Annotated in this window: 21 protein-coding genes; 7 read left to right on the forward strand and 14 right to left on the reverse strand. The window is 49.5% G+C overall.

Translation table 11 applies throughout. The annotated features are described in order from the left end of the window. Positions 1–71: 71 nt before the first annotated feature. Entirely contained in the window at positions 72–2,861 is a 2,790-nt protein-coding gene (ileS, locus tag ACTHRE_RS00455) for an isoleucine--tRNA ligase (RefSeq protein WP_377073117.1), read from the forward strand. 305 nt (positions 2,862–3,166) lie between these two features. Next, on the forward strand, positions 3,167–3,541 hold the full coding sequence (locus ACTHRE_RS00460) for a DUF5071 domain-containing protein (protein ID WP_377073115.1): 375 nt from the start codon (positions 3,167–3,169) through the stop codon (positions 3,539–3,541). 207 nt (positions 3,542–3,748) lie between these two features. Here the strand turns inward: ACTHRE_RS00460 and ACTHRE_RS00465 are convergent, their stop codons facing one another. From ACTHRE_RS00465 to ACTHRE_RS00475, 3 genes are all read right to left on the reverse strand, one after another. After that, positions 3,749–4,141, reverse strand: a complete 393-nt coding sequence (locus ACTHRE_RS00465) for an MliC family protein (protein ID WP_315095108.1) — start codon at positions 4,139–4,141, stop codon at positions 3,749–3,751. Between the two features lie 241 nt (positions 4,142–4,382). Next, complete coding sequence (ykgO, locus tag ACTHRE_RS00470) at positions 4,383–4,508, reverse strand: type B 50S ribosomal protein L36 (protein ID WP_003685279.1); 126 nt, start codon at positions 4,506–4,508, stop codon at positions 4,383–4,385. Continuing rightward, a complete protein-coding gene (locus ACTHRE_RS00475) occupies positions 4,508–4,783 on the reverse strand; it encodes a type B 50S ribosomal protein L31 (RefSeq protein WP_371492093.1) in 276 nt (91 codons plus the stop codon). Before ACTHRE_RS00475 ends, ykgO begins: the two co-directional genes overlap by 1 nt. A gap of 171 nt (positions 4,784–4,954) precedes the next feature. On the opposite strand from ACTHRE_RS00475, the gene ACTHRE_RS00480 reads away from it, so the two are divergent. Beyond that, positions 4,955–6,451 (forward strand): TrkH family potassium uptake protein, encoded by a 1,497-nt coding sequence (locus tag ACTHRE_RS00480; RefSeq protein ID WP_440344784.1) that lies wholly within the window; start codon positions 4,955–4,957, stop codon positions 6,449–6,451. 54 nt (positions 6,452–6,505) lie between these two features. Here the strand turns inward: ACTHRE_RS00480 and galU are convergent, their stop codons facing one another. From galU to ampD, 4 genes are all read right to left on the reverse strand, one after another. Continuing rightward, a complete protein-coding gene (gene galU / locus ACTHRE_RS00485; protein ID WP_440344783.1) occupies positions 6,506–7,369 on the reverse strand; it encodes a UTP--glucose-1-phosphate uridylyltransferase GalU in 864 nt (287 codons plus the stop codon). 127 nt (positions 7,370–7,496) lie between these two features. Further along, positions 7,497–9,965, reverse strand: a complete 2,469-nt coding sequence (gene ligA / locus ACTHRE_RS00490) for an NAD-dependent DNA ligase LigA (RefSeq protein WP_440344782.1) — start codon at positions 9,963–9,965, stop codon at positions 7,497–7,499. 139 nt (positions 9,966–10,104) lie between these two features. Beyond that, positions 10,105–11,373 carry a cell division protein ZipA C-terminal FtsZ-binding domain-containing protein gene (locus ACTHRE_RS00495; protein WP_285069838.1) on the reverse strand — a complete coding sequence of 423 codons (1,269 nt, stop codon included), beginning with the start codon at positions 11,371–11,373 and terminating at the stop codon, positions 10,105–10,107. 177 nt (positions 11,374–11,550) lie between these two features. Further along, positions 11,551–12,117 (reverse strand): 1,6-anhydro-N-acetylmuramyl-L-alanine amidase AmpD, encoded by a 567-nt coding sequence (ampD, locus tag ACTHRE_RS00500; RefSeq protein ID WP_070461597.1) that lies wholly within the window; start codon positions 12,115–12,117, stop codon positions 11,551–11,553. A 115-nt stretch (positions 12,118–12,232) separates the two neighbouring features. On the opposite strand from ampD, the gene mltG reads away from it, so the two are divergent. The 3 genes from mltG (at position 12,233) to ACTHRE_RS00515 (ending at position 15,466) form a co-directional block, all read left to right on the forward strand. Beyond that, complete coding sequence (gene mltG / locus ACTHRE_RS00505; protein WP_440344781.1) at positions 12,233–13,228, forward strand: endolytic transglycosylase MltG; 996 nt, start codon at positions 12,233–12,235, stop codon at positions 13,226–13,228. A 67-nt stretch (positions 13,229–13,295) separates the two neighbouring features. Beyond that, positions 13,296–13,922 carry a dTMP kinase gene (gene tmk / locus ACTHRE_RS00510; RefSeq protein ID WP_107723041.1) on the forward strand — a complete coding sequence of 209 codons (627 nt, stop codon included), beginning with the start codon at positions 13,296–13,298 and terminating at the stop codon, positions 13,920–13,922. A gap of 263 nt (positions 13,923–14,185) precedes the next feature. Then, on the forward strand, positions 14,186–15,466 hold the full coding sequence (locus tag ACTHRE_RS00515; protein WP_377073104.1) for a malic enzyme-like NAD(P)-binding protein: 1,281 nt from the start codon (positions 14,186–14,188) through the stop codon (positions 15,464–15,466). Positions 15,467–15,767: 301 nt separating this feature from the next. Here the strand turns inward: ACTHRE_RS00515 and ACTHRE_RS00520 are convergent, their stop codons facing one another. The 7 genes from ACTHRE_RS00520 to ACTHRE_RS00550 form a co-directional block, all read right to left on the reverse strand. Further along, complete coding sequence (locus ACTHRE_RS00520) at positions 15,768–17,111, reverse strand: aldehyde dehydrogenase family protein (protein WP_377073102.1); 1,344 nt, start codon at positions 17,109–17,111, stop codon at positions 15,768–15,770. Between the two features lie 79 nt (positions 17,112–17,190). Continuing rightward, on the reverse strand, positions 17,191–17,850 hold the full coding sequence (locus ACTHRE_RS00525) for a MarC family protein (protein WP_049328611.1): 660 nt from the start codon (positions 17,848–17,850) through the stop codon (positions 17,191–17,193). 1 nt (position 17,851) lies between these two features. After that, complete coding sequence (gene rodA / locus ACTHRE_RS00530) at positions 17,852–19,003, reverse strand: rod shape-determining protein RodA (RefSeq protein WP_377073100.1); 1,152 nt, start codon at positions 19,001–19,003, stop codon at positions 17,852–17,854. After that, positions 18,996–21,044 (reverse strand): penicillin-binding protein 2, encoded by a 2,049-nt coding sequence (gene mrdA, locus ACTHRE_RS00535; RefSeq protein ID WP_440344780.1) that lies wholly within the window; start codon positions 21,042–21,044, stop codon positions 18,996–18,998. Before mrdA ends, rodA begins: the two co-directional genes overlap by 8 nt. A gap of 4 nt (positions 21,045–21,048) precedes the next feature. Continuing rightward, complete coding sequence (mreD, locus tag ACTHRE_RS00540; RefSeq protein ID WP_440344779.1) at positions 21,049–21,549, reverse strand: rod shape-determining protein MreD; 501 nt, start codon at positions 21,547–21,549, stop codon at positions 21,049–21,051. Between the two features lie 4 nt (positions 21,550–21,553). Continuing rightward, positions 21,554–22,396 (reverse strand): rod shape-determining protein MreC, encoded by an 843-nt coding sequence (gene mreC / locus ACTHRE_RS00545; protein ID WP_440344778.1) that lies wholly within the window; start codon positions 22,394–22,396, stop codon positions 21,554–21,556. An 11-nt stretch (positions 22,397–22,407) separates the two neighbouring features. Then, the gene (locus tag ACTHRE_RS00550) at positions 22,408–23,445 is read right to left on the reverse strand and encodes a rod shape-determining protein (RefSeq protein WP_070459838.1); all 1,038 of its coding nucleotides are present in this window, start codon (positions 23,443–23,445) and stop codon (positions 22,408–22,410) included. A gap of 225 nt (positions 23,446–23,670) precedes the next feature. Between ACTHRE_RS00550 and gatC the strand changes: the two genes are divergently transcribed. Next, the gene (gene gatC, locus ACTHRE_RS00555) at positions 23,671–23,961 is read left to right on the forward strand and encodes an Asp-tRNA(Asn)/Glu-tRNA(Gln) amidotransferase subunit GatC (RefSeq protein WP_070646789.1); all 291 of its coding nucleotides are present in this window, start codon (positions 23,671–23,673) and stop codon (positions 23,959–23,961) included. The last annotated feature ends 5 nt before the right edge of the window (positions 23,962–23,966 follow it).

Consider the following 23,966-nt stretch of genomic DNA (forward strand, 5'->3'; position numbering starts at 1 on the left):
CGGCCTGTTCTTTTTAAAATGAGCAATCAGGCCGTCTGAAACCGAAATACCGCAACAATAGAGATTAGAAAATGACCGATTACAGTAAAACCGTAAACCTGCTCGAAAGCCCGTTTCCAATGCGCGGCAATCTTGCCAAGCGCGAGCCTGCATGGCTGAAAAGCTGGTACGAGCAAAAACGCTACCAAAAACTGCGCGAAATCGCCAAAGGCCGTCCGAAATTTATTCTGCACGACGGTCCTCCGTATGCCAACGGCGACATCCACATCGGTCATGCCGTCAACAAAATCCTCAAAGACATCATTATCCGCAGCAAAACCCAAGCCGGTTTTGATGCGCCTTATGTGCCGGGCTGGGACTGCCACGGCCTGCCCATCGAAGTGATGGTAGAAAAGCTGCACGGCAAAGACATGCCCAAAGCCCGTTTCCGCGAATTGTGCCGCGAATACGCCGCCGAACAGATTGCCCGTCAGAAAAAAGACTTTATCCGCCTGGGCGTGTTGGGCGATTGGGACAATCCCTACCTGACCATGGATTTCAAAACTGAAGCCGATACCGTGCGTATGCTCGGCGAAATCTACAAGTCCGGCTATCTCTACCGCGGCGCGAAACCGGTTCAGTTCTGCTTAGACTGCGGTTCTTCGCTGGCGGAAGCGGAAGTGGAATACAAAGACAAAGTATCGCCTGCGATTGACGTTGCCTATCCGTTTAAAGACAATGCCGCGCTTGCCGCCGCATTCGGTTTGGCAGGTATCGAAGGCAATGCGTTTGCCGTCATTTGGACAACCACGCCTTGGACGCTGCCTGCGAGCCAAGCTGTTTCAGCCGGCGCAGACGTGGTGTATCAACTGATTGATACGCCGAAAGGCAAATTGGTATTGGCGAAAGATTTGGCAGAAGACGCGCTCAAACGCTACGGTTTTTCAGACGGCATTTCTATTCTTGCCGAAACCACCGGCGACAAGCTGGAAAACCTGCACATGAATCATCCGTTCCTCGAACGCGATATCCTCATGCTCAACGGCGAACACGTTACCACCGATGCCGGTACGGGCTTGGTGCACACTGCCCCTGCGCACGGTTTGGAAGACTACGCTGTCTGCAACAAATACGGCATCGAGCTTTACAACCCTGTTAACGCCGAAGGCCGATACATCAGCGAAACGCCGCGCGTCGCAGGCATGAGCGTTTGGGAAGCGAATCCCGTCATCCTGCAATGGCTGGAAGAAACCGGCAACCTTTTGGCAAGCAACAAAATCGAACACAGCTATGCCCACTGCTGGCGCCACAAAACCCCGCTGATTTACCGTGCTACAGGCCAATGGTTTATCGGCATGGACAAAGCCGGAAGCGACGGCAAAACCCTGCGCGACAAAGCCATTAAAGCCGTGGACGACACCGAATTCTTCCCATCATGGGGTCGTGCGCGCTTGGAAGCCATGATTGAAGGCCGCCCCGACTGGGTCGTTTCGCGCCAACGCTACTGGGGCACGCCGATGACTTTCTTCGTCCACAAAGAAACGGGCGAGCTACATCCGAACTCCGCCGAGCTTTTGGAGAAAGTAGCACAACGCATCGAAGAAAAAGGCATCGAAGCATGGTTCTCACTCGATAAAAGCGAATTATTGAGCGCGGAAGATTGCGAAAACTACGACAAACTTTCCGACACGATGGACGTATGGTTCGACTCCGGTTCGACCCATTATTCCGTCTTGAAACAGCGCGAAGAATTGGACTGGCCTGCCGACCTCTACCTCGAAGGCAGCGACCAACACCGCGGCTGGTTCCAATCCTCCATGCTGACCGGCTGCGCCTCATCCATGGGCCGCGCCCCGTACAAACAGCTTCTGACCCACGGTTTCGTGGTTGACCAAAACGGCCGCAAAATGTCGAAATCCATCGGCAACGTCGTCGCGCCGCAAGAAGTTTACAATGAATTCGGCGCAGACATCCTGCGTCTGTGGGCGGCATCTACCGATTACAGCGGCGAATTGGCGATTTCCAAAGAAATCCTCAAACGCGTAACTGAAAGCTACCGCCGTATCCGCAATACCTTGAGTTTCCTGTTTGCCAACCTCAGCGACTTCAATCCTATTGAAGATGCCGTGCAACAGGCAGACATGGTGGAAATTGACCGCTATGCCTTGGTATTGGCACGTCAGCTGCAAGAGCGTCTGGCGGGCGACTTTTATCCTCGCTACGCCTTCCACTTTGCTGTAAAAGACATTGTTTCTTTCTGCTCGGAAGATTTGGGCGCGTTCTACCTCGACATCCTGAAAGACCGCCTCTACACCACCAAAGCCGACAGCCACGCCCGCCGCAGCGCGCAAACCGCCCTGTACCACATCACGCGCAGTTTGGTTTTGCTGATTGCACCGATTTTGTGCTTCACCGGCGAAGAAGCGTGGGACATCATCGGCGGCGGCGAAGAAGACAGCGTCCTCTTCCACACCTGGCACGAGTTCCCACCTATCAACGAAAAAGCCGAAGCCGAACTGGTGAAAAAATGGACGGCAATCCGCGAAGCCCGCGAAGCCGTAACCGCCGCCATCGAGCCTTTGCGTACAGACAAAACCGTTGGCTCTTCATTGCAAGCAGAAGCCGAAATTACGGCTCCGGAAGAAATTGCCGACTATCTGAACACTTTGGGCGAAGAATTACGTTTTGCTTTGCTGGTGTCTAAAGCCGAAGTGAAAGTCGGTGATGAACTTGCTGTAACCGCTAAAGCCAGTGATGGTGAAAAATGCGAACGCTGCTGGCACTATACCCACGATGTGGGCGCAGTTTCGGGACATGAAACCATCTGTAAACGTTGTGCCGACAACGTTGACAGTAAAGGCGAAGACAGACATTACGCTTAATTGTTTGGTCTAAGATAAAGGCCGTCTGAAAACTTTGGAAATAGGTTTTCAGACGGCCTTTGTTTATTGAATCTGTTTTGTATAGCGAATAGATTTTTAAAGAGTAATTGGAATTTGTGATTTAGGTAAAATGCAGGATAGGGTTTCAAGTTATTGCAGGGTAGGAGTTTAATTGCACAAAATAACTCTTACGTCAGGGAGAATTTGTTGAGGATATAGGAATGACTCATAATCATGTGTCTATAATTAAGATCAATCATTACAATTCTGTATTCGTAAGTCTTAATAAAATAATGAGGTATCATATGCGCCCTAAAGATAAGTTTGACATCAAGGCTTGCAAAAGGATCAAGGAGTGCAACGATGAAGAATTAATTGAGATGGGAGAATGGCTCTCTGGGTGGTTGGGAGATGCCAACTTTCCTATTTTTAGTGAAATTGTTGAAATTTTTATAGAAAGACAAGATACATTACTTCCATTCGTTTCAAATATTTTCTACTCAAATGATAGTATATGCATTTATTGGGTTTTACTTGAACTTTATCCAAAATTATCCTATCAAAACCAAGTAGCCTTAGCCATTGATTTGGAACATTGTCTTCATAATATTTCAGAAAAATTAACTTTGGATGAAGATGATGAAAACCTTAAAGAAATCTTGGAAAAAGTTTTAAATTAAGTTAGATACATATTTAATGATTTTGAAATAATGTTTTGTCGGAGAAGGTGCCTTTCAAAGGGTCTTACTTATTCGATGTATTTTGAACCTTCAAATAGCCTCATATTTACATTTTGTCCTTAAACGAACTTTCGTTTTATCCGATATAAAAAGCCGTCTGAAACAAGTTTTCAGACGGCCTTTAGCTATTCTATTTTTAAGTAGAAATTAGCGGGCAGAGCAAGAAGTTTCTACTTTGTTGCCGTATGGGTCAGTGAAGCCGAAGAATGCTTCGCTGCCTTTTTGATGCCATTCAGCACCTTTGCCGAACAGGCCTTGGTTGGCAACATAGCGTTCGCCTGAACCTGCAACGGCAGAAGACAGGGTGGCAACTTTGTCGTCAAGGCGCAATTCAACTTGATCGGTGCTCAGGTTGCGGATTTGTACAGACAGGCCGTTTTCGCAGCTGAATGATTGAACACGGGCATCATGATCATGTGCACGGCCGTGGTCATGATTGTGCTCGTGACGGTGACCATGGTCATGTTGATGGGCTTCGGGTGCGGCGCAGGCAGCGAGGCTTATGGCGGCGGCAATTGCAAGCAGGGCTTTTACTTTCATTTTTGACTCCTATGGTCAGTGTTGAAGGAAGAATGTAGCGGCATGTTATAAATATCTTTATGGCTTCACAATAGGGATAACCATTATTTACTTTTTCTTCCTGTTTCCGGGAGTATGGCAGGATTTTTTGTAGTTTTGATATGAATGATTAATGCCGTTTGAAAAAAAGCCGCACTTGCGCTAGAGGTAAACGAAAGTGCGGAAAATTCAGAGAGTTACATTGAAATATGGGTTGGGCCGCTTAACGCTGGCGTGCTTTAAAGCGGGGGTTGCTCTTGCAAATGACGTACACTTTGCCTTTTCGGCGGACAATTTGGCAGTCGCGGTGTCGTTTTTTTGCAGTTTTTAGGGATGAGAGGACTTGCATCATTTATCCTTTCTGAAGGAGGACATCATGGATTGGTAACGTTGGTTGAACTTGCTGGCGCGACCTTCGACATTGACATTACGTTGTTTGCCTGTGTATACGGGGTGGGACGCGGAAGAAGTATCAAGCGAAAAGAGGGGATACTCTATGCCGTCTTTCCAAACCATGGTTTTGCCGTGGGTATTGGCACATGAACGGATGAGCCATCCTTGGTCTGCGCCGCTGTCGTAAAACAGGACGGTACGATAGTTGTCCGGGTGGATATTAGGTTTCATTTCTTTCTCCAGTAAATGTTATGGTATAACATTATACTCCTAGAAAAAGAGCAGGCAAGTGTTTTTTGTTTTTCTTTATCACGGGATTGTGGCATTTTGATAAAATATGCGGTTTCAGGCGGCCTTTTTTATGAGGCCGTCTGAAACATATTGTTTTCTGATGATAGGAATATGATGTATCTGCATAAGGGTTTCAGATTGGGTGGTGCGGTAAGCAAGGTGATGCCGATTGTCCATGTATTGTCCAAGCTGGGGCTGTTGTTTTCATTACTGTTGGCCGTGCCGACACTGATGTCGTATTTTTATCACGACAGCGCGTTTCTCGTGTTTGCCTATACGGCTTTGACCGTATTGCTGGTGTCGTGCGTTACTTGGGTGTTGACTTTGCGTTTCAACCGTGAATTGCGGCCGCGCGATGGATTTACCCTGGTATTGATGCTGTGGCTGGCCTTTGCTGTCGTGGCGGCGATGCCGATTTATTTCTATATGCCGTCCATGAGTTTTACCGATGCGTTTTTTGAGGCGATGTCGGGGCTGACGACAACGGGGGCAACAGTGATTTCCGGCTTGGATACGCTGGATCCGTCGGTAAATTTTTGGCGGCACATGCTCAACTGGCTTGGTGGTATGGGTATTATCGTACTGGCTGTGGCGATTTTGCCGATGTTGGGCGTGGGGGGGACGCAGCTCTTCAAAGCAGAAATTCCGGGTATGGATAAAGAAAGTAAGATGGCGCCCCGCATTTCGCAAGTGGCCAAACGGCTATGGTTTGCCTATGCGCTGACAACTGCTGCGGCTTTTGTATCCTTACATATTGCCGGTATGGGTTGGTTTGATGCCTTGTGCCATGCGATGTCGGCAGTGGCCTTGGGCGGTTTTTCGACACATGATGACAGCGTTGCCTATTTTGATTCTGTGGCAGTCGAATGGACGTTGATGTTTTTTACTGTCTGGGGCGGTATCAATTTTGCCAGCCATTTTACTGCGCTGGGCAACCGCTCTTGGCGGGTGTATTGGAAGGATGAAGAATGCCGCACCATGCTGCTGGTTTTATCGGGCAGTATTTTGATTTCGGCATTGTATCTGTGGCAGCAGGACGTGTACCAAAGCCTTGGCGAAGCTTTGCGTTTTGTCAGCTTCAACTTTGTGTCCATCGGATTGGCCAGCGGTTTCTCCAATGCTGACTTTGCCCAATGGCCGCTGATTGTGTCGTTGTGGATGTTTTTCCTGTCGAACGTATTGGCAAGTTCAGGCTCTATGGGCGGTGGTATTAAAAACGTGCGTGCGTTGGTATTGTTTAAATTCAGCTTGCGTGAAATGCTGATTTTGCTACACCCGCGTGCAGTTCGTACGGTAAAGGTCAACAACCGTTCCATTCCGGATCGCATGGCGCTAACTGTCATGTCGTTCATCTTTATTTACTTTATGACGGTCATCGTATTCAGCTTTTTACTGATGGCGGCAGGCTTGGACTTTTTATCCGCCTTTACGGCAGTCATTGCCTGTATTACCAATGCAGGGCCGGGTTTGGGGGCAATCGGCCCGTCGCATAATTACGCCGCGCTGAGCGATGTGCAGAAGTGGCTGTGTACGGCGGTGATGTTGTTGGGACGTTTGGAGATTTTTACCGTTTTAATTTTGTTTACTCCGGCATATTGGAAGAAATAAGTGTGAGAAAAAGGCCGTCTGAAATTTCAGACGGCCTTTTTATAATGGTTGGGCTTAAGCGTATTGTTTGAGCAATTCTTTGAATTGTTCGCCGGTTTCAGGGTGTTTCAAACCGTAAGCCACAGTTGCTTCAAGGTAACCCAATTTGCTGCCACAGTCGTAGCGTTTGCCATCAAACGCATGAGCCAACACAAACTCATGGTCGAGCAGGCGGGCGATACCGTCTGTCAGTTGGATTTCGTTACCGGCGCCGCGGGGCAGGTTGGTCAACAAGTCAAAAATACGCGGAGTCAGGATGTAGCGGCCGACAACGGCGAGGTTGGAAGGCGCTTCTTCCGGTTTGGGTTTTTCAACGATGTTGATAATACGCTGATAGCTTTTCAGCTTTTCAACTTCAACGATACCGTAAGAGCCTGTTTGAGAAGGATCAACGGTTTCAACGCCTAAAATGCTGTTACCGCTTTGGTTGTACACATCAACCATCTGTTTCAACGCGCCTTTAGGCGTGTCAATCAAATCGTCTGCCAAAATAACGGCAAAAGGCTCGTTACCAACGGCAGCCTGCGCGCACAATACGGCATGACCCAAACCCAATGCTTCAGTTTGACGGATGTACATGCAGGTAATGTTGGGAGGCAGGATATCGCGAACGTGCTCCAACAGTTTGTCTTTTTGACGCAATTCCAATTCGGTTTCCAACTCGTATGCTTTGTCGAAGTGGTCTTCGATACTGCGTTTGTTACGGCCGGTGATGAACACCATTTCAGTACAGCCGGCTTCAACCGCTTCTTCAACTGCATATTGAATCAGAGGTTTGTCCACGATAGGCAGCATTTCTTTGGGGCTGGCTTTGGTTGCAGGCAAGAAACGGGTGCCCATACCGGCAACGGGGAAGACGCATTTTTTAATGGGTTTCATATTATTATCCTATTTTAACTGTGGGTTTATACCCCAAAAAGTGTAAAGATGTAGTCGTATGTAATGATAATACCACATGATAAAGTATCAGATGGTCTGAAAAGGAGGATTGGTCATAGATACTGTCTTATCCCAGCAACGTCAGTAATTCTTCTTCGCTCAATACGGCCACGCCCAAAGCTTGGGCTTTTTCCAATTTACTGCCTGCGGCTTCTCCGGCGACAACGTAGTCGGTTTTTTTGGATACGCTACCAGAAACTTTACCGCCGGCAGCCTCAATCATGGCTTGGGCTTGGTCGCGTTTGAGCGTGGGTAAAGTTCCTGTTAATACAAAGGTTTTTCCTGCTATGGTCTCATTGATGCCGTCTGAAATCGTTTCATCTTGAAGCTCAGGCAGCTTTTGATCAAAGAAAGTTTTCATATTTTCAAGCAGGGCTGCGTTTTGCGGTTTACTGCGCCATGTTTGCCAATCGGCAGGCAACGCTTTGTCAGTTTGCAAACCTTCTATGCTTTGTCCGGCAAGCTCCCATAAGGCCAGTGCTTTGGTTTCGCTGATTTTAAAATCAGGCAGGCGGGCAATCCAGCGTTGCGGCTCGGCATAGCGCAACGGCGGGATAGTGACAGCCTGGCTTTGCGGGGCAACACCTGCAGCCAGCAGCTCGTCTATCATCGCCTGTTGCGCTTCTTGGGCAAAAAAGTGGGCGATGGAGCGAGCAACCACCGTACCGATATCGGGCAGGCAGGCGAGGATGGGTTCAGGTGCATGGCGGACTTGTTCGAGCGTACCGAATGCCTGCGCCAGCGTTTTGGCGGTGCGTTCGCCGACGTGACGGATGCCGAGGGCAAAAAGGAAGCGGGCAAGTTCAGGCGTTTTGCTGGCTTCTATGCCTGCGAGGATGTTTTCCGCCCATTTGGTCGGCTGTTTTTTACTGGTTTTGCTAAGCAGGGCATTGCCGGTCTCGCTTTCAAAGTCTTCAATATCACTGTTTAATGATTCTTCCTCATTAGTCGATGCTTTATCCGCTGTTTCCTTCATTTTTTGCAGGGTTGGAATATCGAGGCGATAGAGGTCGGCGAAATGACGAACCAAATCTTGCGCTACCAGTTGCTCGATTTGTTTTTGTCCAAGTCCGTCAATGTCCATGGCTTTGCGTGAGGCAAAGTGTATTAAACCTTGAGCGCGTTGTGCTTGGCAAAGCATACCGCCACTGCATCGGGCAACTGCTTCGCCTTCTTCACGTTCGATTTCGCTGTGACAGATAGGGCAATGGGTGGGTAGGCGGTAGGGTTTGTAAAGTGGTTCGGATTGCGTTTTAGAAGGTGTTTCGGCAAACAAATCGTCTTGCAGGCCGTCTGAAACAGCAATCTTGGTCTCCTGCATTGGGCGGCGTTCAAAAATCACGCGCACCACCTCGGGAATGACGTCTCCGGCGCGGCGTACGACGACTGTATCGCCAACGCGTACGTCTTTGCGCGATACTTCGTCCTGATTGTGCAGGGTGGCGTTGGTGACGGTAACGCCGCCGACGAATACAGGTTGCAGGCGTGCGACGGGAGTTACTGCGCCAGTGCGCCCGATTTGTACATCAATGGCTTCGACAATGGTCAATGCTTCTTCGGCAGGAAATTTGTGGGCAATGGCCCAACGTGGCGCGCGTGAGATGAAGCCCAGTTTTTCTTGTTGTACCAGACTGCTGACTTTGACCACCATGCCGTCGATTTCGTAGGGCAGAGTAGGGCGTTTTTGCTGCATTTTCTCGTAAAATGCCAATACTTCGTCGATATTTGGGAAACAGCCGAAATTACCATCGGGTAGGCTGAAGCCAAGCTCTTTACAGTAGCTCAGCTCTTGCAGGTGTTCTTCTACGATAAAACCGCCTTGTTGTCGGGCGATGGAATAGGGGAAGAAATGCAGTTTGCGCTGTGCCGTAATGCGCGAATCGAGTTGGCGCAGACTGCCGGCGGCGGCATTGCGCGGATTGGCGAAAGGTTTTTGTCCGTTTTCAGCCTGTCGTTCGTTTAAAGCGGCAAAATCGGCTTTAAGCATCAGTACTTCGCCGCGTATTTCGATAAACTCGGGAATGTTTTCTCCATGCAGACGCAGGGGGATGTTGGATACGGTTTTGACGTTTTGGGTAACGTCTTCGCCTGTGGTGCCGTCTCCACGGGTTGCCGCTTGAGTCAATACGCCGTCGCGGTACAGCAGGCTGATGGCCAGACCGTCAAATTTAGGTTCGATAACGTATTCCGGTTTTTCTCCATTTAAACCGCCACGAACGCGCTCATCAAAAGCGTACATATCGGCATGGTCAAACACACCGTTTTCGTCTTGTGGCGAGAAGGCGTTGGTCAGCGACAGCATCGGTATTTCGTGGCGTACTTCGGCAAAGCCTGCTAAAGGCTCGCCACCGACGCGCTGGGTCGGGCTGTCGGGCAGTTTGAACTCGGGGTAGTTTCGCTCCAATGCCTCGAGCTCGCGGAATAATTTGTCGTATTCGGCGTCGGGTACGCTGGGCGCATCTAGGGTGTAGTATTCGTAGGCGTAGCGGTTGAGGAGGTCGGTCAGGTATTTGATACGTTGTGCGGTCGGATTCATGAGCAATCGAAATAGAGTTTTCAGACGGCCTGATGATAGAGAGGCCGTCTGAAAATCGATGAATATTGAAGATGAAGGGATTTTACCTGAAAAAAGCGGATATGCCGTCATTGCATATCCGCTTTTTGATTGGGGAAGTTTAAGAGAACAGGCGCAGGGCTTGTTTGCTGCCGGGTTTGATGCCGACTTTAAGCATTTCTTCCTGACGGGCCAAAACGTAGTTGCGTACGTCTTTGAGCCATTGGGTGGAAACTTCTTCCATTTGGTCGTTAACCAAATCCAAGCTGAGTTGACCGGAAAGTTTGACTGCCAAGTCCATGAATTTGTCGAAAGTTTTTTCGCCGGCAGGAACATGCGGAATATCTAGAAGCATGCTGAAACCGCGGTAGGTTTGGTTGTCCAACAGAGGATTGGTAAACGGTTTGTTGTCCAAAGTATGGATGGAGAACAATTGAGGGTTGTTGTTGTCGCCGAAATGGAACGCGCCGTCTTCGCCCAGTTTGAAGCCTGTATCTTCCACGGCGGCACGCAATTCTACGCCGCTGATATTGGAATGGGAAACTAAGTGAATGGCGATGGTTTGGTCAACACGCGCACAGAATTGGTCGAGGGCTTGCGCGACTTCGGTGAAAGCGTCCAAGTCGGTATGCAAAACTTTGCCGTCCATCAGTTGGGCAAAAGCATCAACCTGTTGGTCGAATTGTTGCAACTCTTCACGCGCGGCCAAACCGTTGCGGCTGACAGCTTGCAGGCCCATGACGAAGCCTTGGTAGTAAACACCCGGAATCGGCTCGGCAACGCGGAAATGATCGTCCATGGTGCAACCGATGATTTGGAAGCGGTGAGTGCCGGAAAGGCGCGGCAGGGCGTGCAATTCTTGGGCTTGTTTCAGGGAGATGTAGGCCATGTAGTCGAAGCGCGGGTCAAACCAAGGTAACTCGACTTGAGACAATTCATCCAAGCTGATCAATGGTACTTGTGCCACAGGCTCGGCTGTGGTTTCAACCGGAGCAGAAGCGGCTTCGGCTGGGCTTACGGTAATTTCGTTGTTCAAGCCGATAACGGTGTGTTGAACTTTTTCTTCTGCGGAAAAGTCGTCTTCCACGGCCAGCTCGACATCGGTTTTAAGTTGGGCAGGATGAGCCAGTTTGGCTTTTGCCGCGTAGATTTCATCTTGCTCTTGCAGGTTGCGCAATGCCTCTTCGGTTTTTTTGTTTTTCTTGATAAACAAACCTTGGCCGCCGGTTTCTTTGCTGTCGCGGACGTGCTTGGTTTTGCTGGTCAAAAGTGCATCCTTATCGGAATGGCCGAATTGTTCGCGCACTTGTTTGCGGTATTGGTTTTCCTGGTACATATTGTAACCGATGACAGCCAAAAGGGCGGCGAGGGCTAAGACGATGAAAATCATGGAGTAATCACTTTTTAAAAAGGCAGCATTCCGTCTTTTTCAGGGTGCGGAATCTTGCTGCGTGGGAAGTTCGTTGGAGCCGGACTTTATGCGTCCGAATGAATAGCTGAATTATAACGAAAATAAACGGTTGTGACAGCATTATGTCTGCCAATCAGTGTTCAGGCCGTCTGAAAGTTATCCGTGCCGGATGGGGAAACCTGCTTTTTGAAGGCGTGGCCAATCGAAGAAATGTCCAGGATCGGTTTTCCTGTCCGGAGCGATGTCCTGATGACCGGTAATGGCCTGAATCGGGTAATGTTCGGAAATGGCGGTCAGCAAGGCTTGCAGGCTGGTGTATTGTGCTTCGGTAAAAGGCTCGAAATCGCAGCCTTCCAATTCGATACCGATGGAGAAGGTATTGCATTTTTCTCTGCCTTGAAATGACGATACACCGGCATGATAGGCCATATCGTCGCAGGAAACGAATTGGACGGTTTCGCCCTTACGGCTGATGAAAAAATGGCTGGAGACGCGCAGGGTGTGGATGATGCTGAAAAAAGGATGCTCGTCAGGGTTGATTTGGTTGGTAAACAATTTTTCCACCGCACCCGTGTTGTACTCAAAAGGAGGGAGGGAAATATTGTGGAGGACAACCAATGAGATGTCTTCATCCGGTTCTCGCGGGCTGAAATTGGGCGAATGAGTTTGACGTGCATTCAGCCAACGGCCGCTTTGCCAAGTGTTTTTTGAAGGAGAATTCATGGTTTCAGACGGCCTTTCGGGATAGGAAAATATACGTTGGGTAAGGTGGAGGGCGTGGTGGACTTGTTTTCGGTTATACTGTCGCCCGACACGTTCACAAACCAAGAATCCTACCATGCTGAAAAAATTGTTGAAATGGCTGGCCGTATTTTTGACGGCATTTGCCGCCGTGGTTGCCGCATTGTTGTTTGTTCCGAAAGACAACGGCAAACCATACCGTATTACCATTACCAAAAACCAAGGTATCTCTTCCGTCAGCCGCAAACTGGCTCAAGACGGCATTGTTTATAACCGTTATGTTTTAGTAGCCGCCACATATGTGATGGGCGTACACAACCAACTTAATGCCGGTTCTTACCGCCTGTCTGCCAAAGTATCGGCTTGGGACATTTTAAAACGCATTAAAAAAGGCCACCCTGACTCGGTCAGCGTGCAAATTTTGGAAGGCGCGCGTTTTGCACAAATGCGCCGTATTATCGATAACACTGCCGACATTGCCCACGATACGCGCGGTTGGAGTGATGAAAAACTGATGGCCGAAGTGGCACCCGATGCCTTGAGCAGCAATCCCGAAGGACAGTTTTTCCCGGATAGTTACGAAATTGATGCCGGCGGCAGCGATCTTCAAATTTACAAAATCGCCTACCGTAAGATGCGGGAAAACCTGCAAGAAGCATGGGATGACCGTCAAAGCGGCCTGCCTTATAAAAATCCGTACGAAATGCTGATTATGGCGAGTCTGATTGAAAAAGAAACCGCGCACGAAGACGACCGCGCCCATGTGGCCGCTGTATTCGTCAACCGCCTGAATATCGGTATGCGCCTGCAAACTGACCCGACCGTCATCTATGGTATGGGCGATGCGTATAAAGGCAGAATCCGCAAGGCCGACCTGCAACGCGATACGCCTTACAATACCTACACGCGCAGCGGCTTGACGCCGACGCCGATTGCGCTTCCCGGCAAGGCCGCGCTTGAAGCAGCAGGCCATCCGTCTGATGAAAAATATCTGTATTTCGTCTCAAAAATGGATGGTACGGGCTTGAGCGAGTTCAGCCATAATCTTTCTGAACACAACGCTGCCGTACGCAAATATATTTTGAAGAAATAAACCGAATAGGCCGTCTGAAACATTTATAATCCCTGTTTCAGACGGCCTTTAAATTGAAGATATCCATATGAAACCCAGATTTATTACCCTTGACGGCATAGACGGCGCAGGCAAATCCACCAACCTTGCCGTAATGAAAGCATGGTTTGAGAAACACCAACTGCCCGTATTGTTTACGCGCGAACCGGGAGGTACACCGGCCGGAGAAGCATTGCGTGAAATCCTGCTCAACCCAGCCACCCAAGTCAGCCTGCGTACCGAAACCCTGCTGATGTTTGCAGCCAGACAGCAACACTTGGAAACAGTCATTCTGCCTGCCCTGAAAAACGGCACGCATGTGGTTTCCGACCGCTTTACCGATGCAACGTTTGCCTATCAAGGCGGCGGACGCGGTGTTCCCTTGCAAGATATTGCCACGCTTGAGCATTGGGTGCAGGGCGATTTCCGCCCAGATTTAACTTTGCTGTTGGATGTACCTTTGGAAGTGTCAATGGCGCGCATCAACCAAACGCGTGAGAAAGACCGATTTGAACAAGAAGAAGCCGAGTTTTTCAATCGGGTGCGCGAAGTGTATCTGCAACGTGCTAACGAACAGCCAGAACGCTATGCCGTCATCGACAGTAGCCAAAGTCTGGACGCGGTAAAAAATCAGATTGAAACCGCGCTAGACAGTCATTTTGAATTGAATGTTTAAGTTTAAATAAAATGCCGTCTGAAAGAAGGGGGGTGTAGCGAAGAAATATTATTACAGAAGTTTTTAGACATAAAACCAAATAAAACGAAATATCAAAATAAATGTAATAAATATCGGTATGCGCCACCAAAAGAACATGATAAAATTACGGCCTCTTACAAAGTCGGTCTGTTAACAACCCGACTTTAGAAATTTTAAACGTCTGAAGCAGCCTGTTTCAGACTTGTTCGCAGTAAAATCTCTCTCGCAAACAGGATCGATAAATGGAAAATTCATTAAAAGAAGCCGCCCTGCAGTTCCACGAATTCCCCGTGCCGGGCAAAATCTCCGTTACCCCAACCAAATCTTTGGCCACTTCTAAAGATTTGGCATTGGCGTACTCTCCGGGCGTAGCTGCTCCTTGTATGGAAATCCATGCCGATCCGCAAACTGCCTACAAATACACTGCCAAAGGCAATTTGGTTGCCGTGATTTCCAACGGTACAGCAGTGTTGGGTTTGGGCAACATCGGCGCATTGGCTGGTAAACCTGTAATGGAAGGCAAAGGCGTATTGTTCAAAAAATTCGCCGGTGTTGACGTATTCGATATCGAAATCGATGAAAAAGACCCACAAAAATTAGTAGACATCATCGCTTCTTTGGAGCCGACTTTTGGCGGCATCAACCTCGAAGACATCAAAGCGCCTGAGTGCTTCTACATTGAACGCGAATTGCGCAAACGTTGCAAAATCCCTGTATTCCACGACGACCAACACGGTACCGCCATCATTACCGCTGCCGCTGTACTGAACGCTTTGCGTTATACCGGCCGCAAAATTGAAGAAGCGACTTTGGTGTGCTCCGGCGCAGGTGCTGCAGCGATTGCCTGCTTGAACCAATTGCTGGATTTGGGTCTGAAACGTGAAAACGTAACTGTCTGCGACTCCAAAGGCGTGATTTACAAAACACGCGAAGACAAAGACCGTATGGACGAGTCCAAACAGTTCTACGCCATCGAAGACAACGGCCAACGCGTATTGGCTGATGCCGTTAAAGGTAAAGACATCTTCTTGGGTCTGTCCGGTGCAAACCTGCTGACTCCTGAAATGCTGAACACCATGAATGAAAAACCAATCGTGTTCGCTATGGCAAACCCAAATCCGGAAATCCTGCCACCATTGGCAAAAGAAACCCGTCCGGATGTAGTAATCGGTACCGGCCGCTCAGACTTCCCGAACCAAGTAAACAACGTATTGTGCTTCCCATTCATCTTCCGTGGCGCATTGGATGTCGGCGCGACCACCATCAACGAAGAAATGAAACGCGCCTGCGTGTATGCTTTGGCTGATTTGGCGATGGAAGAGGTAACTGAAGAAGTGGTTGCCGCTTACGGTAAGAAATTTGAATTTGGTGCGGAATACCTGATTCCTACCCCATTCGATTCCCGCCTGTTGCCTCGCGTTGCTTCTGCTACTGCTAAAGCAGCAATGGAAAGCGGCGTGGCTACCCGTCCAATCGCCGACTTGGATGCGTATGCTACTAAACTGGCCGGTTTGAAATTGTAATCCGGTAAGTAGTATTTGATTGAAAATGCCGTCTGAAAGTTGTATTTCAGACGGCCTTTTTGTTTATCGAGTATTTTAGAAATGGTTTAATGCAGTAATCGGAATGAAGCATATAATAATCTGCTGATTCAACAGAGACGTGGGAATATGGATTGCTTTCTAAGATAGGTTTCTTATTTTTGAGCGGCTTTGACTTTGCAGGGTTTGTACGGGATTAAATACAATATTTTTTCCAACTTTTTTAAACAACATCAGGCCGTCTGAAATTGGGTTTTCAGACGGCCTGAGTTAATGAAACGGTTTATTTTTGCCAATAGGTTTTGACGTTGACGAACTCGTACAGTCCAAATTCTGATAGCTCGCGTCCATAGCCTGAAGCTTTGACGCCGCCAAAGGGGAGGCGCAGGTCGCTGCTGGTGTGGCGGTTGATAAAGACAGAGCCTGCTTGGATTTTTTCGGCGTATTTCCATGCATTTGCCGTGTTGGCTGTGTAGATACAGGCGCCGAGGCCAAAAGGTGTGTCATTGGCAAGTGCGACGGCGTGATCCGGATTGTTGGCGCGTAAAATCATGGCAACTGGGCCGAAGACTTCTTCGTGCCAAACGCGGCAGTTCGGGTTGATTTGATCCAATACCGTGGCAGGGTAAAACCAGCTTTCTCCCTCAGGGATATAACCGCCGCTCAAGCACTGCGCGCCATGTGCAACCGCATCTTGAACCTGCTCGTGTACGGTTTGACGCAGGTCTTCGCGGTGAAGCGGGGCAAGGGTAGTGTTCGGGTCTTTGGGATTGCCGGTTTGCAGTTTGGCGCATTCGGCAAGGAAGAGCGGGATAAATTGTTCGGCAATATCTTGGGTAACAACGATGCGCTTGGCGGCATTGCAGGATTGTCCGGCATCACGAAAGCGCGAATAGCAGGCATCGATGGCTGCGCGTTGCATATCGGCATCGGGCAGGATGATAAACGGATTGCTGCCGCCCAGTTCAAGGACGGTTTTTTTCAGATGTTTGCCTGCGTGGGCGGCCAGCTGGCGGCCGGTATGGGTTGAGCCGGTAAATGCCATGGCATCGGTATCTTCAATGGCTTGAAGCGTGTCTTCATGGCTTAACCATGCGCCGATAAGCGGCAAACCTTCGGGGACAAGGCTGAATAGGGTTTCGCTGACGCGGGCGACACTGGGCGCAGGTTTGACCGCGCAGGCATTGCCGGCGCACAAGGCTGGAATGGCAAATCGTAAAATCTGCCAAACAGGATAGTTCCACGGCATGACCGCCAAAACAACGCCCAAAGGCTCGAAGCGGACTTGGCTGAGGCTGGCTTGGGTGGCGATGGTTTTATGGGCAAGCAGTTCGGGAGCAAGGCGGATGTAGTAGCGGATAAGTTCGATGGATTTGCTGATTTCGGCACGGCATTCGTGCAAGCAGCGTCCGACTTCTTCGCAAACCATTTCGGCAAGGCGTTCTTGGTTTTGGGTGAGGCTGTCGGCAAATTGTTGTAAGAGGGCAGTGCGCTCGGTAATGCTTGATTGGGCGAAGGTTTGCTGAAGGGTTTGGAGGCGGTTTAATTCGTCGGTGAACTCGGTATAGCTTTGCGCCGGTCTGCGGTAAATGGTTTCTCCGGTGAAAACGTGGGTGCTGTGAAACATGGTTGGCTCCTTTGTTTTTATGTTTTTATGAGGCCGTCTGAAAATGTTTCAGACGGCCTTTTATTGTGATGATTGTACTTCAAGCGACCAGTTGAGGGAAAATGGATTTTAAGCCGGCAACAATAATCTCTACGGAAATGGCGGCAAGCATCATGCCCATGATGCGGTTGAGGATGGTCAGGCCGGTAGTGCCCAGGCGTTTGCTGATGCGTCCGGCCACGACCAGAATGAAATAGCAAATCAGGCTGACCAAAAAGCCGGAGATGATAATCAGGGCAATATCGCTGTAATTTTTGGCGGCAGAGGAATAAATGATGACAGTGGAGATACCGCCGGGACCGATGGTAATCGGAATGGCAATGGGTACGACGGCAATGGCTTTTTCATTGCGGCGGACTTGTTGCGCACTTTGATGTTCTTCTGAATGGGGATCAATTTTGGGTTTGGCAGGATTATCGTTGCCGTTCATTAAGGAGATGGCAATCAGCAAAACCAGAATACCGCCGCCGACTTGGAAAGAGCCAACGCTGATGCCGAGTACTTTCAACAAGATACCGCCGCTCAGTGCAAAGACGATGATTACGATGAAAACAGCCAATGCGGCAGTACGCGCGATTCTGCGCTTTTCTTTGGTGCTGTGGTTTTGTGTCAGATCAAGATAAATTGAGAGCGCGCTGAAAGGATTAATCAGCACGAGAAATGCCACAAGCAGCTTGCCGATTTCTACACCCAGTTCCATATTATTCCTCGCTTTCAGTTAGGTTATCGTTATCCGCATTACGGCGGCGGAGGTTTTTGTGTTCATTGGCAATACCCATCAACAGGGCGATCACCACCATGATGGAAAGCGTAGCCGTACCGCCGTAGCTGACCAAGGGGAGGGGGACGCCGACAACGGGCAAAATACCGCTGACCATGCCCATGTTTACAAAGGCATAGCAGAAAAAAGTCATGGTCAACGCGCCTGCCAAAGTACGACTGTAAAGGGATTGCGCTTGCGCGGCAATCCACAATCCGCGTGCCAGAATGATAAGGTAAACCAGCAGTAAAAGGATATTGCCAATCAGGCCGAACTCTTCGCCGAATACCGCGAAAATAAAGTCAGTCGTTGATTCGGGAATATAGTCCAAATGGGTTTGCGTGCCGTTGAGCCAGCCCTTACCCCATACGCCGCCCGAGCCGATGGCAATCATGGATTGGATAATGTGGTAGCCTGCACCTAACGGATCTTTGGTTGGGTCAAGCAGGGTGAGGACGCGGGTTTTCTGGTAGTCGTGCATGCCGTAATTCCACAAGAGCGGCAAAGCGGCCACAAAGGCAATAATGGCGGCAAAAATAGCCTTCCAAGGCAATCCGGCAAAGAAGATGACAAAAATACCCGAAGCCATAATCAGCGCGGCTGTACCGAGGTCGGGCTGTTTCAAAATCAGGGCGACAGGAACAAGAATCAGCACGAGGGCGACAATATAATGTATCCATTTCAGACGGCCTTCATAGCGTTGGAAATACCACGCGACAGTCATGGGAATGCCGATTTTCATGATTTCGGAAGGCTGGATACGGGTAAAGCCGAGACTCAGCCAACGGGTCGAGCCGTTGACGGTAACGCCGGCGACTTCGACGCCAATCAACAGTAATACGCCGACAATGTAAACAGGTAGGGCAACTTTGGCAGCCGTTTGCGGCTTGAATACGGCGATAATCCATAAAAGGGCAAAGCCCAAAATGGTATGGATGGTTTTGTTTTCCAATTGGCCGAACTCTTGCCCGTCTGCAGAATAGAGCAGGAATAGGCTCATGATGTAGATGGCGAGCATGGCAAAAAACAGCCAAGGGTCAATCGGGGCTGCAATGGTGGATTTGAAATTTTTCCACGCTGATGTGTTATTCATGATGAACCTCCGGCTGTGAGGCAGGGCTTGTCGGAGTCAGTCCGTAGGCAGATTGGAAAATGCTGGTAATAGGCTGATGCTTGTTCGTTGTTTCAGTTTTGGCCGAATCTGGTTCAAGGTCGTCTGAAAACTGTTGCGGCTTGACGTGAAGCATATAAAAATCAGTCATTTCACGAGCTAATGGCGCGGCATACGCACCCCAGCCACCGTTTTCCAAAATAACGGCAATGGCGATTTCAGGTTTTTCCAATGGCGCAAACGAGATAAACCATGCGTGGTCGCGGTGTTGTTCGCGCAGGGCTGCGGCATTGTAGCGGCCGCCTTGTTTAATTTGTACGACTTGGGCCGTACCGGTTTTGCCGCCCATTGTGTAAGAGAGTCCGCCACCGATACGGTGCGCCGTACCGCCTGGTTTTAATACCTTCTCCATTGCGCGTTTGACGTATTCGAAGTTGTCGGCTTTGAACGGAATTTGACGTTCGGGATTAGGATTGATACGGGTAATTTTGCGCGCGCCGAAATCCAATACTTCTTTGACCAAATGTGGCTGATGGACAACACCGTTGTTGGCTAAAGATGCTGTCGCATGTGCCATTTGCAAAGGCGTGTAGGCGTTGTAGCCTTGGCCGATGCTGACGGAAACCATTTCGCCGGCGCGCCATTCTTTGGCAGTCGGGTCGGAAGATTTGGCAAAGCGTTTGGCTTTCCATTCGCGGCTGGGCAAAACGCCTACATATTCACTAGGCAGGTCAATGCCGGTTTTCTGGCCGAAACCGAATTGCGCCAGATACGGAGAGGCTTTATCGATACCCATTTCGTAACCCAAACGGTAGAAGAAGGTATCTGAGGATACTTGAATGGCTTTGCTCAAGTTGGCCGAGCCGTGACCGCTGCGGACGGAGTCGCGGAAGATATGGCGGCTGCCGGGTATGCTCCATGCGCCGGGAGCGGGGACGATGGTGTTTTGAGTGATTTTGCCGCTTTCCAACAAGGCCATGCCCATAAAGGGTTTGAATGTAGAACCCGGCGGATAAAGGCCTTGGGTAACGCGGTTGATCAAAGGTTTTTTCCAATCGTCATTCAGCATTTTCCAAGTGTCGCTGTCGATGCCATCAATAAAGAGGTTGGGATCGAAGGAAGGTTTAGAAACAAATGCCAAAACAGTACCGTCTTGCGGATTGATGGCCACCAATGCGCCACGACGGTCGTCCAAGATGCGGTCGGCTTCCTGCTGCATACGGATATCCATGCCTAGGCGCAAGGTTTGCCCCATTTTGGACGGGACATTTTTCAATACGCGGACGATATTGCCGTAAGCGTCTTTTTCGACTTCTTGATAGCCTGGAACACCATGAAGCTGGTGTTCGTAATATTTTTCCAAGCCGGATTTGCCGATATGCGTACTGCCGCGGTAGAGGGCGGTCAGGCCTTCTTCTTCCAGCATTTCTTTGTCTTTATCGCTAATACGGCCGATATAGCCTAAGAAATGGGAGGTCAGTTTGCCGTAAGGATATTCGCGGAATGTGCGTGAGTTGACCTCTACACCTTTGAATTCGCGCAGATGCACGGACAAACGGGCTGCCTCTTCATCGGTCAGCCTGAGCTTTAGCGGGATATTTTCAAATTTTCGATAGCTTTCACGGTATTTTTTGAAGCGTTTTAAATCTGTCGGCGTGATATCAACGTATTTTTTTAATGCTTCAATGACATCTTCCATCTTGCCTTCAATGCGGCTGGGAATAACTTCGAGAGAAAAGACTGGATAGTTTTTGGCCAAAGGAACGCCGTTAATGTCGACGATTTCGCCGCGTACGGGCGGCGTTGGAATCAGGGTAATGCGGTTGCTCGATGCCTGACCGGAAAACTCGTTGTGTTGAGTCACTTGCAGGTAGAAGAACCGCGCCAGCAAGATGGAAAAGAAGATGACGATCAGGATAAAAGCAACGAGCAGGCGCAACAAAGCGTCGGCTTGTGCTGCCTGAGCGGAAGGTTTTTTGGTATGTTGACCACCGGAAAGACGGCGTGGAAGAATCGGTTTCATCTTTTCAGTGGGAGCGGTAAATACGGGTCACAATCAGCATCAACTGGCTGAGTATCGGCCAAAGTAGTGCGCCGACAAATGGGGCAACAAAGCCTTGCAAAGTGATGACCTGATGATTAAGGAACAAACGGGCAACAGTTAAGACGGCCTGGTTGAGAAGCAGCGCAGCCAAGACAGCAGCCAATTGCATAATGTGGCCGTAAAGCATAATCTGGCGGCGGCGGTTTAAGATGAAATAAGTCATCACGACGTAAGACAGGGCGTGCAAGCCCAAAGTCGCGGCGGTTGCTGCATCGACAATCAGACCGATGGCAAAAGCCAGTCCCATACCTGCACGTTGCGGCTGGTGCAATGTCCAATATAGCAACATCAGTGCCGTCATTTCAGGCAGCCAAAAGAATCCGTCAAAGGAAAACGGCATAAAGTCCAGTATCATCATCACAATGAGACTGGCTGCCATGATGTGCAGCGGTACTGCACGGTAAGAATCGTCAAAATCGGTCATGAAATCAGCGTAGGGAAGAAGGGGCGGAAGAAAGTACCAAGACAAAACGGCTGCTGCGTAAAGCAGCCAAAGGCGTCAGTTGCGTATCGTAATAAGGCGTTCCCGATGCGCGGACAACCTTGCTGACGGTTGCAACGGGAATCCCCGCAGGATAAGTACCATCCAAACCGGAAGTCAGTAGAACATCGCCGGGTTTCAAGTCCGAGCCGGTTGGGAAATAGCGCAAATCTAAACCGCTGCCATTACCGTATGCCAAGTTGCGTTCGCCGGTACGGCTGACGGCTATGGGAACAATGCTTTGTCCGCCTGAAATCAGCCCAATTTCCGCACTTTGTGTGTGAACTTGTGTCAACAGGCCGATCAAACCGCTTTGATCGATGACCGCATCGCCAACTTTCAAGCCGTCTTGACTGCCCTTGCCGATAATCAGTCTTTCGGAAAGCGGATCTTTGCCATTGGAAATGACTTCCGCACCGATAACATTGTGAATACCTTTTTGTTGCAAACCGTATAGTTTTTTTAATTCGCGCAATTCATCAGTATTGACTTTATCTCGCTGCAAATCAATTTTCAGACGGCCATTTTCTTCCAGAAGTTGGCGGTTTTGTTCCAAGAGCTCGGATTTGGACTGGGAGAGGTCGGCAAAATATTGATAAAGTTGAACAGGTTGATTTGCCAGCCATTGAACAGGATAGAGCATGGGCATTACTGCAGCACGTACAGGCTGCATCAATGAAAAGCGGTAATCTGCCACCATCAGGCCGGCAGCCAGAGCGATATAAACGACAAAACGAGGCAACAGCTTAGAGCCTTTTGCCTCGTCAAAGCGCAAAGAAGAGCGTTCCATAACCATCTACCTTATGGGTTTTCCGTAAACACGGTATCCCATTTGCCAATATAGTCCAAAGCCTTACCGGCACCATAGGCGACGCAGTTCAGAGGCTGATCGGCAATACCGACAGGCAGGCCGGTTGCATCGGCTAAGACGGTATCAATACCGTGCAGAAGCGCACCGCCGCCGGTCAGCATAATACCGCGGTCGGCGATGTCGCCGGCCAATTCGGGCGGAGCCTGTTCCAAAGCCAGACGGACAGCACGGATGATTTGATTCACCGTTTCACTCAATGCTTCACGGATTTCATCTGAAGTAACTGCCAAGGATTTAGGCGTACCTTCGGCCAGATCGCGGCCTTTAATGCGCATGGCTGTTTCGGTTTCAAAGCCCGAGGCAGAGCCGATTTGTTTCTTCAATTCTTCGGCTGTAGCTTCGCCAATTAAGACACCGCGATGGCGGCGCAGGTAATGGATGATGCTTTTATCGAATTCATCGCCGGCTGCGCGGACAGAAGCAGAATAGGCCATGCCGCCCAGTGAAAGAATGCCGATTTCAGTCGTACCGCCACCAATATCGACAATCATCGAGCCTGCCGCATCTTCAATTGGCAAGCCTGCGCCCAAAGCGGCAGCCATCGGCTCTTCAATCAAATGCACGCTTGCCGCGCCGGCAGCAAACGCCGAATCCAAAATTGCTTTACGTTCCACTTGGGTAGAGCCGCCCGGAACACAGATAACCACACGAGGCGGAACCAAAGACCGTCCTTCGGTGGCTTTTTTAATCAACATACCCAGCATACGCTCGGTAATCACAAAATCAGCAATCACGCCGTCCCTCATCGGGCGGACGATTTCGATATTGCGCGGCGCACGGCCCTGCATTTTTTTGGCTTCCGTGCCCACCGCCATAATTTTACTTTTATTGCCTGCGCCGGATTGAATCGCAACCATGGACGGCTCATCCAAAACAATCCCTTTGCCGCGTACAAAAATCAGCGTGTTGGCCGTGCCCAAATCGATGGCAATATCATTGGAGAGGAAACGAGATAAAAGACGAAACATTAGGATTCCTGAAATTCCGGCCCAGCCCGGATGCGTTAAGCAGTATTTAAAATAAGAAAAACAGGTACACGGTTTTAGACGGATAAATGCGCCCTTAAAAGGCCGTCTGAATCAAAACACCATGCCAACCTGTTTGGTTTTCGGTTATAATTCTTCGCTTCATAGAAGACGAAATGCAATGATACCCCAAACCCAAGAGGCATTGCTATCAGACAAGGATTTTTTATGGCCTTAAGCTTAAATGATGTGGAAAAAATTGCAAAACTCTCGCGCCTCACTTTAACGGACGAAGAAAAAAACAAAATGCTTGCCGAGTTGAACGACATTTTCGCCATGGTTGAAAACATGCAAAGCGTCAATACCGACGGCATCGAACCTATGGCGCATCCGCACGAAGCCGCTTTGCGCCTGCGCGAAGATAAAGTGACTGAAACTGACCACGCTGCAGAATATCAGGCGGTTGCCCCCGAAGTGCGCAACCGCCTGTATATCGTTCCTCAAGTAATTGAAGAATAAGGTTT

The sequence above is a fragment of the Neisseria sp. P0001.S007 genome (assembly GCF_051963655.1).
GTDB lineage: Bacteria > Pseudomonadota > Gammaproteobacteria > Burkholderiales > Neisseriaceae > Neisseria > Neisseria subflava_A.

Excerpts from the sequence above, each read along its gene's own strand:
- ileS (WP_377073117.1), top strand. The coding sequence starts at position 72 with ATGACCGATTACAGTAAAACCGTAAACCTGCTCGAAAGCCCGTTTCCA.
- ACTHRE_RS00460 (WP_377073115.1), top strand. The coding sequence starts at position 3,167 with ATGCGCCCTAAAGATAAGTTTGACATCAAGGCTTGCAAAAGGATCAAG.
- ACTHRE_RS00465 (WP_315095108.1), bottom strand. The coding sequence starts at position 4,141 with ATGAAAGTAAAAGCCCTGCTTGCAATTGCCGCCGCCATAAGCCTCGCT.
- ykgO (WP_003685279.1), bottom strand. The coding sequence starts at position 4,508 with ATGCAAGTCCTCTCATCCCTAAAAACTGCAAAAAAACGACACCGCGAC.
- ACTHRE_RS00475 (WP_371492093.1), bottom strand. The coding sequence starts at position 4,783 with ATGAAACCTAATATCCACCCGGACAACTATCGTACCGTCCTGTTTTAC.
- ACTHRE_RS00480 (WP_440344784.1), top strand. The coding sequence starts at position 4,955 with ATGATGTATCTGCATAAGGGTTTCAGATTGGGTGGTGCGGTAAGCAAG.
- galU (WP_440344783.1), bottom strand. The coding sequence starts at position 7,369 with ATGAAACCCATTAAAAAATGCGTCTTCCCCGTTGCCGGTATGGGCACC.
- ligA (WP_440344782.1), bottom strand. The coding sequence starts at position 9,965 with ATGAATCCGACCGCACAACGTATCAAATACCTGACCGACCTCCTCAAC.
- ACTHRE_RS00495 (WP_285069838.1), bottom strand. The coding sequence starts at position 11,373 with ATGATTTTCATCGTCTTAGCCCTCGCCGCCCTTTTGGCTGTCATCGGT.
- ampD (WP_070461597.1), bottom strand. The coding sequence starts at position 12,117 with ATGAATTCTCCTTCAAAAAACACTTGGCAAAGCGGCCGTTGGCTGAAT.
- mltG (WP_440344781.1), top strand. The coding sequence starts at position 12,233 with ATGCTGAAAAAATTGTTGAAATGGCTGGCCGTATTTTTGACGGCATTT.
- tmk (WP_107723041.1), top strand. The coding sequence starts at position 13,296 with ATGAAACCCAGATTTATTACCCTTGACGGCATAGACGGCGCAGGCAAA.
- ACTHRE_RS00515 (WP_377073104.1), top strand. The coding sequence starts at position 14,186 with ATGGAAAATTCATTAAAAGAAGCCGCCCTGCAGTTCCACGAATTCCCC.
- ACTHRE_RS00520 (WP_377073102.1), bottom strand. The coding sequence starts at position 17,111 with ATGTTTCACAGCACCCACGTTTTCACCGGAGAAACCATTTACCGCAGA.
- ACTHRE_RS00525 (WP_049328611.1), bottom strand. The coding sequence starts at position 17,850 with ATGGAACTGGGTGTAGAAATCGGCAAGCTGCTTGTGGCATTTCTCGTG.
- rodA (WP_377073100.1), bottom strand. The coding sequence starts at position 19,003 with ATGAATAACACATCAGCGTGGAAAAATTTCAAATCCACCATTGCAGCC.
- mrdA (WP_440344780.1), bottom strand. The coding sequence starts at position 21,044 with ATGAAACCGATTCTTCCACGCCGTCTTTCCGGTGGTCAACATACCAAA.
- mreD (WP_440344779.1), bottom strand. The coding sequence starts at position 21,549 with ATGACCGATTTTGACGATTCTTACCGTGCAGTACCGCTGCACATCATG.
- mreC (WP_440344778.1), bottom strand. The coding sequence starts at position 22,396 with ATGGAACGCTCTTCTTTGCGCTTTGACGAGGCAAAAGGCTCTAAGCTG.
- ACTHRE_RS00550 (WP_070459838.1), bottom strand. The coding sequence starts at position 23,445 with ATGTTTCGTCTTTTATCTCGTTTCCTCTCCAATGATATTGCCATCGAT.
- gatC (WP_070646789.1), top strand. The coding sequence starts at position 23,671 with ATGGCCTTAAGCTTAAATGATGTGGAAAAAATTGCAAAACTCTCGCGC.